The sequence below is a fragment of the Psychrobacter sp. NC44 genome, assembly GCF_904846655.1.
Classification (GTDB): Bacteria; Pseudomonadota; Gammaproteobacteria; order Pseudomonadales; family Moraxellaceae; genus Psychrobacter.
Genome location: NZ_CAJHBN010000001.1, coordinates 129,184 through 148,180, shown reverse-complemented (window position 1 = coordinate 148,180; position 18,997 = coordinate 129,184). Strand labels below are relative to the sequence as shown.

The following is an 18,997-nucleotide window of genomic DNA, read 5'->3' as shown; positions in this document are numbered from 1 at the left end:
TAGAAATTTATGGATAACAACAGATAGATAGGTTGTGTAAATTGTGTCCAGATTGCGATTGCCTTGCGTTACAGCCTGTATCTTTATAATGATTTTGTAGGACAGTGAAGCGTTTTAAGTAATTTTTCATTGAGTTGTTACAATATTTTAATGTGTCTGTTGAATACTTATAAGGATGTCAATGCTCTATCGATGGCTCGTTGCCACTTATTAAGATGTTGTTCACGGATATCACTGGACATCTGGGGTTCAAAAATACGATCGACTTGCCATGATGATTGCATCGTCCCTTCATCATATAACCCTGTTTTTAACCCCGCGAGCAATGCTGCACCTTTGGCAGTAATTTCTGTATCTCTCGGACGCAGGACAGGCACATCGAGTAAATCAGCTTGAAACTGCATCAATAAGTCATTGTTAGCCGCGCCACCATCTACTCTTAGCTCAGTTAATGGATGAGGACTGTCTTTTTGCATAGCAATGAGCACATCATAAGTTTGATAAGCAACCGCCTCTAACGCAGCACGAGCAATATGGGCTTTAGTCGTGCCGCGGCTCATACCAGTAATACTCGCGCTGATATCGGAGCGCCAATAGGGTGCTCCTAGTCCTGTGAATGCAGGCAGTAACACCACCTCTTCACTACTATCAACTTGGCGGGCTAAATCTTCGACTTCACTGCTTTGTTGAATCATACCCAGATTATCCCGTAACCATTGGACAATAGCACCTGCCATAAACACACTACCCTCCAAGGCATAAGTGACTTCTTTTCTGGGTGGCTGCAACATGCGTTTGCCTGACTGTACAATTTGATCGAACGACAAATTGTCTGGACGAGTCGGTGTGGATTTTCGTTGCCAAGCGATTGTCGTTAGTAGTTTATGCTCGCTAAGTTTGGGTTTTTGACCAATATTCATCAGCATAAAACACCCAGTGCCATAAGTGTTTTTGGCCATGCCAGCATCGAGGCAGCCTTGTCCAAAAAGTGCTGCTTGCTGATCGCCCAATACCGCTTGAATAGGAATTTGTTTGGCAAATAGTCCTTTTTTGGTTTTACCAAAGTCACCATCAGATGGTAGGACTTTAGGCAAAATACTCATAGGTATCGCAAAACGGGCGCACAGCTCTTCTGACCACTCAAGCTTGTGGATATCATATAATAAAGTACGGGAAGCGTTGGTCACATCAATGACATGCTCGCCACCAGTTAGCTTATATATGAGCCAACTGTCTATAGTACCAACCGCTATTTGGCCCCTACTGGCTCGTACGCTCAATTTCGGATTGTGCTCTAGTAACCAAGCGATTTTGCTGGCGCTGAAATATGGATCTAACCGTAGCCCTGTAATGCGTTGCACCTCGCTTGCCACATCATCATGGCTGTCATTCATCATGCTGCTAGCACTCTCAGCCGCGAGTGTTTTACAGTAGTTCGCCGTACGGCGATCTTGCCAAATGATGGCAGGGGCTAAAGGTTTACCCGTTTGCTTATCCCACATGACAATAGATTCACGCTGATTGGTGATCGCGATACTGGTGACGTCGGTAGCAAGCAGCCCTGCTTGATTAATCACATCATGGGCACAGCTAATCTGCGTTTGCCAAATTTGTTGCGCGTCTTGCTCGACAAAACCCGCTTTTGGGGTTTGTAAAGTGGTGGGCTGCTGTGCCATTTTTATCGGACGCGCACGATCATCGTACAATATCGCTCGACTCGATGTCGTCCCTTGATCCAAAGCCAAAATATATCCTGCCATTACTCATATCCTATTTTGTCGCATTCATTTTTTACAATTATATTTTATAGCCGAGTCTTTATTGATAGCACGTACTTTTTGGGAGTAACGCTTATCGCAATAGCCAGTTTTATTTACATTAGCACTGCGCCAATGAGCAACTGCCGACAGTTAAAATAAATGCCGTTCATTTTAATCTTGCTCAATGCTATAAGGTGCTGAAATATAGCACACACCACTGTTATGTATAGTTTATAAGCTGCTTTGTAGTACAACAATCATAACTAACCATCATTTTCGCTGAAAACTTTTAAAAGTGATCTAAAATCGATTTAAGTGCTAATGACTTGATAAACCTTTTATTATTAATTAACAAATGATGTTATTATTTGTCTTAACACCCGACCTCTAACATAAAATCATGGCTTATTCAACGCACAGTAAGCAAATACTGAGCATTGACCCGTCACTATTGTGCCACTACAGTGTAGCGCTTGTTATCCATAACAAAATGTTGGCTTCTGTTAATGGTTGACCATATTGAACTGTTTGAACAGGGTTTGAACACAATAGTTGATACTTTTTTGCCTGACTCTAAAATACTTTGCATTCTAATTAATGGCTTATGTGACTTATGAAATTTGCTTTATCGACTCTGTCTACTGCGGTGATGACGATTACGTTCATGGGTTTAGCGGCGCCTGCTTTGGCAAGCGCTACTGATCATAATATCGAGTCACCGAATGAGGTCACAGCCGTTGCAGTGACGCAAATTATCGACGCTGACACTCAATACAGTACTCAAAGCAGCATTCAAGACAGCGTTCAAGACAGCGCTCAAAACAGTACTCAAAAAAATGAGATTCAAAATAGAAGGTCAACGACAGATACAGATATGGGTCAAGCCGAGCAAAAAACTGGCTTAACAACGCTTATCGATCCCATTACCCATAAAAGTATTGATAATAGTTATCCATTAGCAGTATCTAGCCTGTTAAGCCTTGAGCAAGCTCAAAATATCTTATTACAAGTGTCACCGAAATTGGCCGCCAATCAAGCGGCGATTGCTGCTAGTGAATATCAAACGGATGCGCTCAAAACCTTGGACAATCCATTGGTGTTTGCCCAACTATCAGCCAACGCTTACAACTTAGACGCGGATCTTGACTTATCATCATTGAAAAACGGTATTGTTAATGACGTTAACAATGGTATCGATAATGTGATTCCGCCTATTCCACCGTTACCAGATTTGCCAAATTTTGGTGAATTGGTCGGTGAGCGTATCCCAGATTCTTATGAGTTAAAGCGCTCAGGCTCAACGGCTGGTGCAGGTCTGGGCGTGGTTTGGCCCATCTATACTGCTGGACGTACCAACGCTTTGACAGGTGCTTCCAATGCCCGTACCCAAGAAGCCGTCGCAGACAGTCTATTGGATAAAAACGAGCTTTATAACACCCTGATTGAGCGTTACTTTAAAGCACAGCTGGCCATCATTGCCGCTTATTTACGTGAAGATGCTTATGATACCTTGCAGCAGACTGACCATATGGCGCAGCGGCTTTTTGAAGAAGGTTTTATCTCACGTGTTGATCGCTTAGAAGCACAATCTGCGCTTGCCGATGCAAAAAGTGAGTCCGTCAATGCCAATAACGATGCTCGTCTTGCGATGATGGCTTTACAGCGGCTATTGCGTACCGACTATCGTATCAAACCCACGACACCGTTATTCGTTTCTAGCCGTCCTTTACCCGATGTAAACTATTTTCAGAATTTATCACTCACCAATCACCCAGGTCTACAAAAAGTCGCCGCCAAACGCGCACAAGCTGAGCAGCTACATGCGCTATCAGATACTGGTCACAAGCCTACCGTCATGCTCTATGGCTACGGAAAAATTGAAAAAGACCCCAGTTGGGTAGCCGGTATATCAGCCAGCTGGAAGCTGTGGGGTGGTCTTGATAAAAATGCGTCACTCGCATCGAGTAATGCCAAAATACGCCAAGCGGATCTGTCTGAAATCGAAGTCAGTGACAATTTATTATTACTGGTCGAAAAAAACTGGCACGATGTTAATAATGCCCAATCTCGTTATCAGGCATTACAAAGCAATGTAGATCTGGCCGCAGAAGTATTGCGTTTGCGCCAGTTGGGGCTACAAGAAGGTGTAAATACACCGATTGAGGTAGTCCAAGCACAAACGCAGTCGCTTAAAGCACGTACTGAACAAGCGCAAGCGGCGAACAGCTATGTACAATCGCTGGCCGCACTCATGCAAAGCTGTGGTACGCCTCTTGCCTTTAACGCCTATCTTAATGCTGCTGATATTCGATTACCGACTTTGTATACTGAGTAATGATTTAATTTGAAAAATATAGATAGTGTGGATAATCGTTTATATAGTTGATTCGATTTGAAAGTATGACAAGGCAGCTGAGCGAAGAGGTATATTTGATACCTCAAGCGAGGTTAACGCCGCAATACTATTATAGTAGCCTGACCATACTAATTATCATGAAGCTGCCATTAACCATACTATTGCTAACTCTATTGCGAATACTGTTTTATGAAAAACCCGACTTCTAAATTAATAAATAACTGGCTGCAGCCTTCATTAAAGACGTGGCGTATTGCGAACAACTCTAATGTTTGGGCACACTGCGCGAGCGTGGGATTTTTTGGTTTTTTATCAATTTTTCCATTAATGGCGGTGTTTGTGCTGCTTTATGGTCTCGCGTTTTCACCAGCTGAGATGCAAGAGCAAATCTCGATTTTGCATCCGTTTATACCTGATACGGTGTATGAAGTCCTCAATTCACGCCTAAGCGCATTGGTCTCTAATACCACATCCGCACTCACGTTCAGTCTTGTCTTATCGACCTTACTCGCCCTATATGCTGGCTCTAAAGGTGTTAAATCTTTAATTATTCTTATCAATCTTGCCTTTCATATCACTCAAGAGCGTAACTTCATACAAGGTAATATTTTAGCAGTCAGCTTAACCTTTGGCGCGGTAGTAATCTTGATTATAGCGGTCTCTTCTATTGCTATTATTCCTGTAGGGGCAGCCTATTTCCCCTTCCCGCAAATAGCTAAAACGATTGCGCTTTGGAGCAGGTGGCCTATATTGGCTGGTATCATATTTTTGAGCTTTTTAAGCCTCTATCGCCTAGCCCCAAACCGTGACGCCGTCGCGCTAAAAAAACTGGTGCCAGGAGCAGCTCTGGCGACCATTCTTTGGATTGTATTGTCTGTGCTATTTTCGATTTATGTGCAAAACTTTAATAACTATAGCGCTGAGTTTGGCGCGCTTTCAGCTGCCGTGGTCATTATGCTCTGGCTTTATTATTCAGCATTTATCGTTGCCTTTGGTGCGATTTTTAATTCTGAAGCCTTAGAAAGCGCCAAACCTTATGCTGTACGAATGTACTAATAACATACCCTTTATCCTCAATTTTGCTGCTTTAGGAATCTCACTGTCATGACTGAATCTACCAACGAATCAGACGACTCGCGCAAGTTAAACGACTCAGAGCAATCTACTGACTCAGTCAATAACCATAACGATCAAGCAACTGATGCTGAAAATGAGCAAGCAGTGCCTACTTATAAGCGCCATGCAGAAAAAGCGGATAAATCTGCCATGATAAAAAAGGCACTTCTGGCGCTATTGGTTCTGATTGTATTAGGTGTTATTGCCTATGGTCTATATAAAAGCAATCAGCATAGCGAGCCTGAAGTCGTGACTTTGCAAGGGCAGATGCAGATGCAGCAAACCTCCATCGCGGCAAAAGTGCCGGGACGTATTGCCAAAATTCTGGTCACAGAAGGTGATGCGGTGACGGTCGGGCAACAGCTGATTGAAATGGACTCGCCTGAGATTAACGCAAAGATCAATCAAGCGCTGGCTGGCAAGCAAATGGCACAAAGTCAGTTAGATAAAGCCGAAAATGGCGCCCGTCCACAAGAGATCGCTCAAGCAAAAGCGGCATGGCAAGCCAACAAAGCTGCTTCTGATTTGGCAGAGAACACTTACCAGCGTGTCAACCGCCTGTATGAAGAAGGCCTTATGGCACGGCAAAAACGCGATGAGGCGTATGCGCAATATCTGGCTACTCAAGATCAAACTGAAGCGGCACGCTTACAATACGACTTGGCTAAAGAAGGCGCACGCAGTGAAGATAAATCAGCGGCGACAGCACAAGTAGCACAAGTCGATGCCCAACTAGAAGAAGCACTGGTGGCAAAAGAAGAAGCCAACTTAAAAAGCCCTATTGCAGGTATTGTGGACAATGTCATTGTCAGCGCGGGTGAAGTCATCGGACAAGGCGTGCCTATCTTGACGTTGGTCAATACCGATGAGCAGTGGGTCGTACTTAATGTCACCGAATCCTACTTAAACCAGTTTGCGATTGGTCAGAAATTTACTGGTACGATTCCTGCGCTGTCATCAGCAAATAAGCCTTATACCAAACAGTTCACCGTTTATGCTACGTCAACATTGTCTGACTTTGCCACTTGGCGCCCGACCAATAATGATGATGGATTCGATGTACGTACCTTTGAAGTAAAGGCACGTCCGACGACTCCCGATGCACGTATTCGCTCAGGTATGAGCGTTATTGTACGCGTCAATCCAGCACTTACTAATGCAAGCCAAGAGTAAGCCATGCACCTGATGAAGTTAAGTAAGGCTTTTTTACGTAGTGCTGCCTATGAGCGACGGTTTTTGACCAAAAATCCGTGGGACTTTAGTATGGTAGTCTGGATACCACTGGCAACCGTCCTACTGATTTGGTGGATATTTTCACAAACACAGATTACGGATTTGCCCATTGGGGTGATAGACCAAGACAATAGCCCGATTGCCAATACCGCGGTACGCTATTTGGAAGCCAGCCCTACTCTAACGGTTAGACAACTTTATTACTCAGAGGCTGAGGCAAAAGCGGCTATTTTGCAGCGTGATATTTACGCTATTGTCATTATCCCTGAAGATTTTTCTCGGCATATTTTATCTGCTGAGCCTGCTCCATTAATTTTACAAGTAAATGCTCAGTACGGTACACATTCGGGCATTATCCAAACCAGCGTTCAAGCGGTCGCTGGGACGTTATCGGCAGGCGTTGAGATACAACGCTTGGTCAAACAAGGCATGGCACCGTCGCAAGCTGCGATTGCTTACTCACCGATTGGCATACAGCGTATCAGCCTGTTTAATGCAGCCACCGATTATCAGCAGTTTTTGGCTTCAACGGTCATACCCGCGCTGCTGCATATTTTAGCGATGGTGATCGGTGCAACGACGATTGGTCGTGAGCTGCGGGATAAACGACTCGGCCACTGGTATCGCTTTATCAGTACAGGTCATCCTAATTTGACACGAATCACACAAAACGAGTCAACATCAGGGCAAATATTAAATGCCGTAGAAAACAACCATAACATGAGCAAAAATGATCAAATCTCTGTCTCTAGTCATGCGAATGAAGATATGACGGAAAGTGCAAACGTTTTAGTATTATTGTTTGGTCTGTTAGGCAAATACTTTTGGCCTACATTGGCCTTTAGCATTTGGGCGATGTTGGCTCTATGGCTTGCCACGCCGCAAGAATCCGTTGCCATGAGCTCAGTGCTTGCAACTTATGCTGGTTTGATATTATTAATAATGCTATCGTTTTGGCTGGGTGCTATCTTTACCTTAGGCTCATTCTCATTACGCATGGGCTTGTCTGCTACTGGTTTTATTTCAGCACCTTCTTATGCCTTTGCTGGTGTGACCTTTCCTTATATTGCTATCAGTGACAGTGCTCGGCATTGGTCAGATGCACTGCCACTCACTCACTATCTAAAACTGCATATTGCACAATTACAGATGCAAGCGCCTGTTGCTGTGTCATTGCCGATCGTCTATGGTCTGGCTATTGCCACGACGATTGCGATGAGCTTGACTACTTTATTAACCAAACGCGCGCTGGCGCATCCTGAACGTTGGGGGGCGCGCTAATGTCATTACCACCAAAAGACCATTTATCTTCGACAACGTCAGATTCAACCAAGCAGTCTTCAACACCAAGTTTCTTAGGTAGTTTTTTACAGACCATTAAGGACATCTTTTCTGATAAAGGTGTGCTATTACTCTTACTGATTGCCCCTATTATTTATGGCTTCTTTTATCCTTGGCCGTATTCGACAGAAGTGGTCAACCATGTACCTGTTGGTATCATTGATAACGACAATAGTAATCTATCACGAACCATCGTTCGCTATGCGAGTGCCAGTCCGCAGTTAGACACTCAGCTTTTTCTCAACGAGCAGCAGGCTAAAGAGGCCATATGGTCAGATGAAATCGCTGGGTACATGGTCATTCCAAGTGGGCTTGAGCAGCAAGTACTATCGGGAAAAGCAGCGAGCGTCAGCGTATTGGGTAATGGCGGCTACTTTCTGTTAAATAAAAACGTACAAATGGGGTTTTTAAAAGCAGTCAGTACGGTATCAGCAGGGATTGAAGTCAAAAAAAATGTGGCACAAGGTGCTTATTCAGCAACAGCGGCTGCTAATACTCAAGCGGTACCATTAGTAATTATCCCTCTATACAATCAAACAGAAGGTTATGGCGCTTACGTGGTGCCAGCGGTCTCTATTCTAATTTTGCAACAAACCTTATTAATCGCCACAGCGATGCTGATTGGTACGTGGTATGAGCAGCGGCGACATGCGACGAGTATCCGTGGTTGGCTTGGGCGAATTGCTGCGCTCAGTATGTTTAGCTTCATTATTGGCTGCTTTTATTATGGTTGGACATTTGAGCTACACCACTATCCGCGCGGGCAAAACATGCTTGGCAGTTTACTGTTCCTTCTGTTATTTTGCCCAACCGTGGCGACACTTGGTTGCGTGCTTGGACTCTGGTTTCGCCAGCGCGAACGTAGTATGCAAATCCTAATTTTTAGCTCACTACCGATGTTTTTTGTCAGTGGTTATCCGTGGCCAGCAGATCAGCTGCCCACAGTTTTACAAATCATACGTTGGTTCGTACCCACGACACCGGGTATCAATACCTCCGTCCAGCTTAATCAAATGGGGGCTAGTATTTCCCAAGTTTCTACTGGATTTTATGCACTAGCCGCCTTATGGGTATTTTACTTTGCGCTACTTATGTGGGTGCGCTGGCATAACGCGAATAAAGCACTTAAAACAGTGTCCTAAAGCAAAAGACGATTGCATGTCATTAGCGCCTACCATCAATAAAAGCCAAATCAATAATCCTGAATCAAAAAAAAAGCGCCTGCTAACATAGCAGACGCTTTTTTATTTATAACGTTTTAAGATTCTATCACTTAAAAAACACGATTAAGACCATTTAGTGCCGCCACACGATAGGCTTCTGCCATCGTTGGATAGTTAAAAGTAGTATTCACAAAGTACTCAAGTGTATTATTACTCTTACACTTCATCACGGCTTGTCCAATATGGATAATCTCTGATGCATGGTTACCGTAGCAATGGATGCCTAAAATCTCCAACGTATCACGATGGAACAAAATCTTTAGTACGCCTGAGCGTTCACCAATGATTTGTGCACGTGCCAAATGCTTGAAGAATGCTTGACCCACTTCGTATGGGACTTTTTCGTCGGTTAGCTCTTGCTCAGTTTTACCAATACAAGAAATTTCAGGAATCGTATAGATACCAGTTGGCACGCTTGACACTGGTTCCGCATCGCTATCACCGACCATAAAGGCCGCCGCACAGCGTCCTTGGTCATAAGCGGCAGAAGCCAAAGATGGCCAACCAATCACATCGCCTGCCGCATAGATATTTTCGATTTCAGTACAATAGGTATCATCAACTTTTAATTGACCACGGCTGTTTGCTTTTAGACCAATCGCTTCTAAGTTTAAACCTTCCGTATTACCTGAGCGACCATTTGACCAAAGAATGGCATCAGATTTGATGCGCTTACCACTCTTTAGATGCAAGACGACATAATCGTCATGCGTTTCAAGATGATCAATCTCTTCATTACTACGAATCAATACGCCAAATTGTCTAAAGTCATGCGCGATAGCATCGCTAATCTCGCTATCGAGATAACTGAGCAATTGATTTTGGTTATTAATCAAATCAACCTTATAACCAAGACCCGTAAAGATAGAGGCATATTCACAACCAATCACGCCCGCACCATAGATGATAATTTTTTTGACCACATAATCCATTTGCAAAATTTTATCAGAATCAAAAACGCGCGGATGGTTAAAGTCTAAAATTTCAGGGCGATAAGGACGACTACCAACCGTTACGATGGCTTTATTAAAGGTAATGGTTTCAAAGACATTGTCATCGGTTTCAACACGCAAAGTATGAGCATCAATGAAACTTGCCCAACCTTGAATCACTTCAATGCGATTGCGTTCATAGAATCGGGTGTGCGTACTAACCTGATTGCGAATGACTTTTCGGGCATTGGCAAGCACTCTATTTAGAGGAACTTGCTTGTACTCCATCGCCTTGGTAAACATAGGATCACGGCGAAAGTTAATGAGGTTAAATACCGATTGGCGCAGTGCTTTACTTGGAATCGTACCCACATGGGTAGAGTTACCACCTACCTGATCACGTGGATCAATGACCACCACTTTTTTGCCAGATTTAGTCAATTTCATAGCCGCCGCTTCGCCAGCAGGACCTGCTCCTAAAACGACCGCATCATACTCATACTCGTGGTTATCGCCTTTTAAGCGACGTGAATCTTTTGTATAACCAGACTTGATATCGATTCGCGTATCATCGAGCGGATTAATAAGATCAGGATGGTGCATGACATCATCAGTGACCTGCTCATGGGTTTGTTCAATATTTTGTTTTTTATTTTTGCCTTCAGTATGTTCAGGATTCGGCACGCGACCGCTTTCTTTATTCGAGACTTCGGTATGAATGTCTTTACCAATATCATTGGTCGCGTCGCTTGGTTTTTTAGTTCCCATCGTGTCCTCTTTACATTTACTTATTTATTTAATTTTTAGACTGTGTGTGAATCAATAGGTGCTTGAGTCAAAATCACACGACTAAGGCGTGCCCACCATACGTTGTGACACAATATTTTGCAGTGTCCAATGCCCAGTCGCGCTTTTCTGTCCCTCGTCAATCTGCGGACGCGCACTAATCACATATTCTGTGCCAAGGCTTGGTTTAAAGTCATCAATCCAATCATAAGGTACCTGAAACACGCTGCCATCTTTGCTTGATTTGGCCAGTAAACACTGCATCGGTAATGCCGAGGCGCAGGCCACACGATTGGGCATAATTGTTAGCATTTGCGCTTCACCCAATACGATGGTTGGGATATAACGTGGCTCAGGCACTGGCTCACGTGAAAAAGGTGACGTTTGGCAAGCACTCAGTAAACTTACCGCACTCAGCAAGCTGGCCAATAATAAAGGGGTCTTGCTAGACTTATAAGATGAACTCATAGTATTCTCTATGTGATAATGAGATGGTATTAAATGATTATTAATAGTGATGCTTTAAATAATGGTTCTTTTTTGAGCAATCGTTATTGCTAAATAATTAATTGATTGATTGATTCAAGCCATTCATTGATAGCTTATATTTTATTAGCCGATACGGCGTTTGAGACCCGTCATCTGCAGGATGCGCGTAGCGATTTCTTCAACGGACATCTCAGAGACATCAAGGCTTGGAATACCATGCGTGATATAAATCCCTTGTATTGCCCGCTGCTCCTGCTGACATTGCTGATAGCTTGAATAACGACTGCCCGCACGGCGCTCTTGACGGATTTTCACCAAGCGATCGGTATCGATCAATAGACCGAACAGCTTGTCTTTGTGCTCGCGCAATGCTTTTGGTAATTGATTATCGTACAAGTCATCTTCGGTCAAAGGATAATTTGCTGCTCGAATACCGAACTGTAAGGCTAAGTATAAAGAAGTCGGTGTTTTGCCTGAACGCGATACGCCCACCAAAATAATATCGGCCGCATCGTAATGACGCGTACGCGCACCATCATCATTGTCTAAAGCGAAATGCACCGCATCGATACGTTCTTTATAAGTCTCAGAATCCACATCGTCGTGTGCATGACCCGAATGTCCGTCAGGCTCCACACCCGTTTCTTCAGCGACGCGACCTATCAAACCCTCATACATATCCAAGTTACAGCTTTGGGCAGAATTGATCTTTTCACGAATATCAGGGTTAACAATCGTATCAAAGACTAATGGCAACAGACCATCTCGTTGATACGCCATGTTGATTTGCTCAACGGCGTCTTCTGCACGCTCTAAGCTATCGACATATGGCAACACTCGTGTTTCAAAAGGTACTGAAGCAAACTGACTCAAGATAGCGCGGCCAAGCGTCTCCGCCGTAATCGCTGTGCCATCTGAGATAAAAAACGCGGTTCGAACGGCTTGAGAGCTGTCTAAGTTTAACGCGTTGCGATTTTGAATAGTGGGATTCAGTTGTTCAGCTGGATTACTTGAGTACATAACGTTGGCACCTCGATTGAAAACACAATGGTAATTTTCATTTGGCTTTTATTTTTGATCGGCTTTAGACTTGATTTTCAGACGTAATTTTCGTTTTGTATAAGCGCTAATATTACACATTTATATCAGGATAAACCGCTACTATTTATGCTCTACATTATACGCATAATAGCGACCTAATAGAAATCAATGTTACAGGCGTACACTTAGAAAGCCACAGTGCCCTTAATCTTATCATGCCGATTAATAACCATTATTGTGCTGACTGGTTATTCATACTAGCGCAGCATTACCTGCTATATATAAAGGCAAATACTATAAGAACATCCTAATACTCTTCTCTTATTTATTTTAAATCCTCTATTTATCAGCCGATTTATAGATATATCTTGATAATTAGAGTGGTCTTGACTCGCATTTTTACATCATCTCAAAAATAGAAAAATGAATAATCTTCTACTAATTATGTAGCAAAGCCCACAATTTGTATCTTTTTGACAAAAATATTGGTTCAACCCCTCGAAATTCTCCAAATATAGCGGTATAATTCACCGTTATAATCTTTACTAAATAACCTTATTTTCTGGAGTTATCATGGCAGCGCAATCTACAGCACTTGTAATCAATCTTGATCAGCTAGGAAAAGACGACATTGAAATGGTCGGCGGCAAGAACGCCTCATTAGGTGAAATGATCAGCCATTTGTCTGATTTGGGTGTTAGTGTTCCAGGCGGCTTTGCCACCACGTCAAATGCATTTAACCGCTTTTTGAATGAAACTGGCCTGCTTGACAAAATCAACAACGAACTAAAAACGCTAGATGTTGACGATGTCAAAAAACTTGCAGAAACGGGTAAAAAGATTCGTACTTGGATTATTGAGCAAGAGCTGCCAAGTGATCTTGAGCAAGAAGTACGTCAATCGTTTGAAACGATGAGCGGCGGCGAAGACATCGCGGTTGCTGTACGTTCTTCTGCGACTGCCGAAGATTTGCCAGATGCATCATTTGCGGGTCAGCAAGAGACTTTCTTGAACATTCGCGGTATTGATAACGTTCTGATTGCGATTAAAGAAGTATTTGCATCTCTTTATAACGACCGTGCCATCTCTTACCGTGTACACAAAGGTTTTGAGCATGAAGGCGTTGCCTTATCGGCTGCTGTACAGCGTATGGTTCGCTCAGAAACTGGCGCGGCGGGTGTGATGTTCACGCTAGATACCGAAAGCGGTTTTGATCAAGTGGTCTTTATCACCTCAAGCTATGGCCTAGGTGAAATGGTTGTACAGGGCGCGGTTAACCCAGATGAATTCTATATTTCTAAGCAATTACTAGCCAATGGCAAACCATCGGTGATTCGCCGTAACCTAGGCAGCAAGCATAAGAAAATGGTTTATGGTGATGAAGGTAGCACCACTAAATCAGTAAAAACTGTCGATGTTGAAAAGCAAGATCGTATGCAGTTCTCATTATCAACTGAAGAGCTAACTTCTCTTGCTAAACAAGCCGTGACGATCGAAAAGCATTACGGCCAAGCGATGGATATCGAGTGGGCAAAAGACGGCGATACCAACGAAATCTTCATCGTTCAGGCGCGTCCAGAAACCGTTAAGAGCCGCCAAGACAGCAATGTTATGGAACGTTATATCATCGACACGACTAATGCTAAAGTATTGTGTGAAGGTCGTTCAATCGGTCAGCGTATCGGTTCAGGTAAAGTCCGTATCGTTAGCAACTTAAATGAGATGGATAAAGTACAAGAAGGTGATGTACTGGTATCAGACATGACGGATCCGGATTGGGAACCTGTCATGAAGCGTGCTTCTGCTATCATTACTAACCGTGGTGGTCGTACTTGTCACGCAGCGATTATCGCTCGTGAGCTAGGTGTTCCAGCCATCGTTGGTTGTGGTAATGCCACTGAGCTATTGGTTGATGGTCAAGACGTCACTGCTTCTTGTGCCGAAGGTGATACTGGCTTCATTTATGAAAGCCAAATTGATTTTGAAGTACAGACCAACTCTGTTGAGTCTATGCCAGAGCTTGCCTTCAAAGTAATGATGAACGTTGGTAATCCAGATCGTGCCTTCTCATTCACGCAAATGCCAAACGAAGGTATTGGTCTTGCGCGTTTAGAATTCATCATCAACCGTATGATTGGTGTGCATCCAAAAGCACTACTGAACATGAACAGCTTACCACGCGAAATCGCCCAAGCCATCCAAGAGCGTATCGCTGGTTATGCCTCACCGGTTGATTTCTATGTTGATAAGTTGGTCGAAGGTATCTCAACGCTAGCCGTTGCCTTTATGGATCAGCCAGTTATCGTTCGTATGTCAGATTTTAAATCAAACGAATATGCTAACTTGCTTGGTGGTAAATTATACGAGCCATCAGAAGAAAACCCAATGCTTGGTTTCCGCGGTGCCAGTCGTTATGTGTCTGACAACTTCCGTGACTGCTTTGAGCTTGAGTGTAAAGCACTAAAACGCGTACGTGATGAGATGGGCTTGACCAACGTCGAGATTATGATTCCATTCGTTCGTACCGTTGGCGAAGCCAAAGAAGTCATCGAATTACTTGAGAAAAACGGTCTAAAACGTGGCGAAAACGGTTTACGCGTTATCATGATGTGTGAGCTACCAACCAACGCCCTATTGGCAGATGAATTCCTAGAGCATTTCGATGGTTTCTCAATCGGCTCTAACGACTTGACTCAGTTGACCCTTGGTCTTGACCGTGACTCAGGTATCGTCTCACATCTATTTGATGAGCGTGATCCTGCGGTTAAGAAACTATTGACCATGGCGATTGATGCGTGCCGTAAAGCAAACAAATATGTCGGCATCTGTGGTCAGGGTCCATCAGACCATCCAGATCTCGCGTTCTGGCTCATGGAGCAAGGTATCAGCTCAGTGTCATTGAACCCTGATTCTGTACTAGATACTTGGTTCTTCTTAGCTGGTGAAGAAGCGAAGTAAGCCGTAACGTTCAGTCACAGCAATAATTCACACAGTCATTAAAGAAACAATGATTAGGGTCTATTTGAAAAATATTAAATAGACCCTAATATTATGTATCATATATAGTGACTTAAGATATGACTAACTATGCAGGCAATTATGCAGATTTTCCTTGCTCGAAATAACGTACAAGCTGGTCCCTACAATTTGGAGCAGCTAAATATCATGTTGGCATCTGGTGAAGTACTGCTGGATGATTTGATGTGGCATGAAGGCTTAGACCAATGGCAGCGTGTCGGTAACTTGACCAATAATCAAACGGTTTATCGACCTACCAACCTTGGCAAGCCTCAGGTTAATGACTCTATTATCAATAATGTAACTGTTTTTCCTGAAGATAACGCTAGCAATAGCTCGGATAGCAAATCAGTTTCATTAGATAGATTGTATGGCAAGCCTGAACGTCCGAAAGACACGGATAAAAATGTGAAAGCTGACATGACCACCAATCGTCAGCAAACACCGCACAATAATGTGTCACTAAACAAGGCTAATAGCAATCAGGCTGCGTCTAGCAAAGACAAAGTCGTCGGCAATGTGGTACTTGCACCGATTATGTCGCGAGTATTAGCAACAGCCATCAATGGATTACTCTATCTACTGGCTATTTTTCCGCTAGTGATGGCATTGACAAAAATGGATGTGGATTATACCAAATTCCAAAATATCCAAGACATGGATGCGGCTTATCAGTATTCAATGACACTGATGGAGAGTCTTCCTAGTAGCACATTGATGATGTCGCAAGTGATGGTATTTGGCTTATTTGCGCTACAACTGGTATTTATCACACTGCGTGGTCAGTCACTCGGTAAGCTGATTACGGGTATTCGCGTGGTGGATCAAACCACTCATCGGCTGCCCTCTTTTACCAAGCTTATTGGTGTGCGTACTTTGTTATTGTTTATTATTTATAACTTATTGTTCTCGTTTACCAGCTTCTTAGGGTTCGTGATTATTGCTATTCATTATTACATGGCATCGAAAAGCCCTGAAAATATCGGTTGGCATGACAAGTTGGCCAAAACCTTAGTGGTAAAAGCAGATAGCAGTCAGTTAGTGAAAGAACCAAAAATAAAATAGCTTGTTTATTAACAATCCATCTTATTATTTTGATAAAAAAGCAGCGCGATATCGCTGCTTTTTTATGAACCGAGCATTTTTAATTATTGTTATAATTTATTAACGGTGGCTCAGTGATTAACCTTTGTGTTAGTTGCCGAGTACTGTTATAATACGGCGCTTTATAAACTAAGCTTATTTCTTATTATTTTTTATAATAATAGCTAGAAATCGGGCTTACCTTATAAATCTCCTTGCTATTAACATAGGGTTAATAGCTACTAATCCGTAAGGAGTCATAATGCGACATTACGAACTGGTGTTACTTGTACACCCAGACCAAAGCGACCAAGTGGTCGGCATGGTTGAGCGCTACATCAAGTTAGTTCAAGACAACAACGGTGTTATTCATCGTTTAGAAGATTGGGGCCGCCGTCAATTGGCATATCCAATCAACAAGATTCACAAAGCTCATTACGTTCTTTTCAACATTGAAACTGACGGTGAAACTTTAGCTGAACTTGAAGAATTATTCCGTTATAACGACGCGATCATTCGTAGTCTAGTTATGCGCCGTGACGACGCTGTCACTGAAGAGTCGCAGTTAGCCAAGAATGCCGATGAAAAACGCGCACGCAAAGCAACTACTCGTCGTCCAGACAGTCGTGAAAACGATAATGACGACAACGACAACAGTGAAGACTAATTAAAGGAGAATACTCATGGCACGTTTCTATCGCCGTCGCAAATTCTGCCGTTTCACTGCTGAAGGCATCACTCACATCGATTATAAAGATGTTGAATTGCTAAAACAGTACATCAGTGATAATGGTAAAATCGTACCAAGCCGCATTACCGGTACATCTACTAAATATCAGCGTCAACTAGCTACTGCTATCAAGCAAGCTCGTTATTTATCGCTACTTCCATACACTGATAACCATCAGGGTTAACCGTTAATTTTAACTAGGAATGACTCATGCAAATTATTTTGTTACAGCGTATCGTCAACCTTGGTAAACTCGGTGAAACTGTCGATGTGAAACCAGGTTACGGACGTAACTTTCTTATCCCTTTGGGTAAAGCACTACCTGCTACTGCAGCTAACATTGAAAAGTTCGAAGCACGTCGTGCCGAGCTTGAAGCTGAAGAAGCCAAAGAAGTAGCTGTTGCTCAAGAACGTGCTGATGCGCTAACTGACGTTAATGTCATCATGCGTGCTAAATCAGGCGACGAAGGCAAGCTATTCGGCTCTATCGGTACTCGCGATATTGCTGAAGCATTGACTAACTCAGGTCTAGAAGTAGACCGTGCTGAAATCAAGCTTCCTGAAGGCACTTTACGTCAAGTTGGCGAATACAATGTTGATATTCAGCTACATCATGACGTTACCGCTACTATTCTAGTTACCATTCTTTCTGAAGATGGCGACAACGAAGAGTCAGCAACAGAAGTTGAAGACGAGAACGAAGATTATTCAGAAGAGTAATTTTTTGAATATCTAGATCTAGTCTAAAAAAGCCAGTAACGTCATGTTGCTGGCTTTTTTGCGTTTTGCTATCGCGTTTAATTTAAGATTTTATCAGGTATCTTGAACAGTGATATATTCTAGCAACTATTTGTAATAAATAGCTTGGAAAGCCTATACTTAACAATAAGATACTACCTATAAAGTCATCTTTATTATTGTCACCTGACTTGATATGCTCGTTGTATTTGATTGATAGATTTTATTTAGATAACGATAGGCTGCAATGACATGATAAATACTGACGACAAATTACGATGTACCCAAGGCAATCACTTTTATAGCGAAGGTGAAATTTATAAGGTGGGTAGAATCGTTAATAATAAATACTTTCAAATCCTAACCGATAATGATGCAGACCACTGGTATGCAACACTGGATGATAGAGGCATTTATGTGAGCTTTGATTCAAACCTAGGATTAGCAGAAAACGAGAGAGCCTACTTTGAAAAAATCGATGAGCTACAAGCTGAAAGCTAGCAGCCTCCTAAATTATTCAAAAGCACTCAAAAGCATTCAAAATTTAAAAACGGTCAACATAATGGCCGTTTTTTAATTAAATATCAATACGATTACAGGATAGATATGCGACAGAGCGCGGCCACTCAGCGGCTGTTTTCGGCACTTCTTGGTCAGCAGCTATTATCTTGGCTGCATTTATCCAGCCTGTATGACCGATGACTAATACTGGGCTATCTTCTTGTTCAGCTGAAATCTTAACCAACCAACCTTCAACACGCTCAAATAGCTGCTGCAAGCTCTCTCCATGACTGGGGGCAAAATGTGCAAAATTATGACACCACTCATCAATCTCTTGCTTGGTGATTTGCGCCCACCGACATCCATCCCATTCGCCAAAATGAATCTCAGCCAATTCAGGTGCGACTCGACACTCAAAACCACGTTGCGCTAATATTTGCCCGACTTTTAGTGAACGTTGTAAGGGGCTGACCCAAATTGTTTTTGGCAATTGATGCAAACGCACAAAGCGCTCGATTTTATTGGCAAGACGTTTCAACTTACGTTTATCGACGCCGACATCCGTTTGTCCAATACAAATTCCTTCAGTATTCATCGGTTTGGGATGACGCCAAATATGAAAAATCATTTGCTGTTACTATCCTATTTTG

Annotated in this window: 16 protein-coding genes; 11 read left to right on the top strand and 5 right to left on the bottom strand. The window is 42.9% G+C overall.

The genetic code is table 11. From position 1 onward, the window contains the following. Positions 1-167: 167 nt before the first annotated feature. Entirely contained in the window at positions 168-1,760 is a 1,593-nt protein-coding gene (gene glpK / locus JMX95_RS00585; protein ID WP_201559778.1) for a glycerol kinase GlpK, read from the bottom strand. A 613-nt stretch (positions 1,761-2,373) separates the two neighbouring features. Here glpK and JMX95_RS00580 point away from each other — a divergent pair. The 5 genes from JMX95_RS00580 to JMX95_RS00560 all read left to right on the top strand — a co-directional run bounded on the left by JMX95_RS00580 (position 2,374) and on the right by JMX95_RS00560 (position 8,948). Further along, complete coding sequence (locus tag JMX95_RS00580; protein ID WP_201559777.1) at positions 2,374-4,095, top strand: TolC family protein; 1,722 nt, start codon at positions 2,374-2,376, stop codon at positions 4,093-4,095. A gap of 210 nt (positions 4,096-4,305) precedes the next feature. Then, positions 4,306-5,172, top strand: coding sequence for a YihY/virulence factor BrkB family protein (locus JMX95_RS00575; RefSeq protein ID WP_201559776.1), 867 nt, complete (start codon positions 4,306-4,308; stop codon positions 5,170-5,172). Between the two features lie 48 nt (positions 5,173-5,220). Further along, positions 5,221-6,405 carry an HlyD family secretion protein gene (locus JMX95_RS00570; RefSeq protein ID WP_087945569.1) on the top strand — a complete coding sequence of 395 codons (1,185 nt, stop codon included), beginning with the start codon at positions 5,221-5,223 and terminating at the stop codon, positions 6,403-6,405. 3 nt (positions 6,406-6,408) lie between these two features. After that, complete coding sequence (locus tag JMX95_RS00565) at positions 6,409-7,746, top strand: ABC transporter permease (RefSeq protein ID WP_201559775.1); 1,338 nt, start codon at positions 6,409-6,411, stop codon at positions 7,744-7,746. Beyond that, on the top strand, positions 7,746-8,948 hold the full coding sequence (locus JMX95_RS00560; RefSeq protein WP_201559774.1) for an ABC transporter permease: 1,203 nt from the start codon (positions 7,746-7,748) through the stop codon (positions 8,946-8,948). The genes JMX95_RS00565 and JMX95_RS00560 overlap by 1 nt, the downstream gene beginning before the upstream one ends. Positions 8,949-9,079: 131 nt before the next feature. Here the strand turns inward: JMX95_RS00560 and sthA are convergent, their stop codons facing one another. From sthA to JMX95_RS00545, 3 genes are all read right to left on the bottom strand, one after another. Then, positions 9,080-10,729, bottom strand: coding sequence for a Si-specific NAD(P)(+) transhydrogenase (gene sthA / locus JMX95_RS00555; RefSeq protein ID WP_045452107.1), 1,650 nt, complete (start codon positions 10,727-10,729; stop codon positions 9,080-9,082). Between the two features lie 81 nt (positions 10,730-10,810). After that, positions 10,811-11,215 carry a DUF4377 domain-containing protein gene (locus JMX95_RS00550; RefSeq protein WP_201559773.1) on the bottom strand — a complete coding sequence of 135 codons (405 nt, stop codon included), beginning with the start codon at positions 11,213-11,215 and terminating at the stop codon, positions 10,811-10,813. A 144-nt stretch (positions 11,216-11,359) separates the two neighbouring features. Next, positions 11,360-12,256: a pyruvate, water dikinase regulatory protein gene (locus JMX95_RS00545; protein ID WP_045446910.1), complete on the bottom strand. Its 897-nt coding sequence runs from the start codon at positions 12,254-12,256 to the stop codon at positions 11,360-11,362. Between the two features lie 594 nt (positions 12,257-12,850). Here JMX95_RS00545 and ppsA point away from each other — a divergent pair. The 6 genes from ppsA (at position 12,851) to JMX95_RS00515 (ending at position 18,347) form a co-directional block, all read left to right on the top strand. Continuing rightward, on the top strand, positions 12,851-15,235 hold the full coding sequence (gene ppsA / locus JMX95_RS00540; RefSeq protein ID WP_201559772.1) for a phosphoenolpyruvate synthase: 2,385 nt from the start codon (positions 12,851-12,853) through the stop codon (positions 15,233-15,235). 129 nt (positions 15,236-15,364) lie between these two features. After that, positions 15,365-16,360: an RDD family protein gene (locus JMX95_RS00535; protein ID WP_201559771.1), complete on the top strand. Its 996-nt coding sequence runs from the start codon at positions 15,365-15,367 to the stop codon at positions 16,358-16,360. 280 nt (positions 16,361-16,640) lie between these two features. Continuing rightward, on the top strand, positions 16,641-17,045 hold the full coding sequence (gene rpsF / locus JMX95_RS00530; RefSeq protein ID WP_045446907.1) for a 30S ribosomal protein S6: 405 nt from the start codon (positions 16,641-16,643) through the stop codon (positions 17,043-17,045). Positions 17,046-17,061: 16 nt separating this feature from the next. Further along, positions 17,062-17,292, top strand: a complete 231-nt coding sequence (rpsR, locus tag JMX95_RS00525; protein ID WP_010198808.1) for a 30S ribosomal protein S18 — start codon at positions 17,062-17,064, stop codon at positions 17,290-17,292. A 26-nt stretch (positions 17,293-17,318) separates the two neighbouring features. Next, positions 17,319-17,828 carry a 50S ribosomal protein L9 gene (rplI, locus tag JMX95_RS00520; protein ID WP_045446903.1) on the top strand — a complete coding sequence of 170 codons (510 nt, stop codon included), beginning with the start codon at positions 17,319-17,321 and terminating at the stop codon, positions 17,826-17,828. 270 nt (positions 17,829-18,098) lie between these two features. Beyond that, entirely contained in the window at positions 18,099-18,347 is a 249-nt protein-coding gene (locus JMX95_RS00515; protein WP_055124252.1) for a hypothetical protein, read from the top strand. A 76-nt stretch (positions 18,348-18,423) separates the two neighbouring features. Here the strand turns inward: JMX95_RS00515 and JMX95_RS00510 are convergent, their stop codons facing one another. Then, positions 18,424-18,975, bottom strand: coding sequence for a histidine phosphatase family protein (locus JMX95_RS00510; protein WP_055124253.1), 552 nt, complete (start codon positions 18,973-18,975; stop codon positions 18,424-18,426). Between the last annotated feature and the right edge of the window lie 22 nt (positions 18,976-18,997).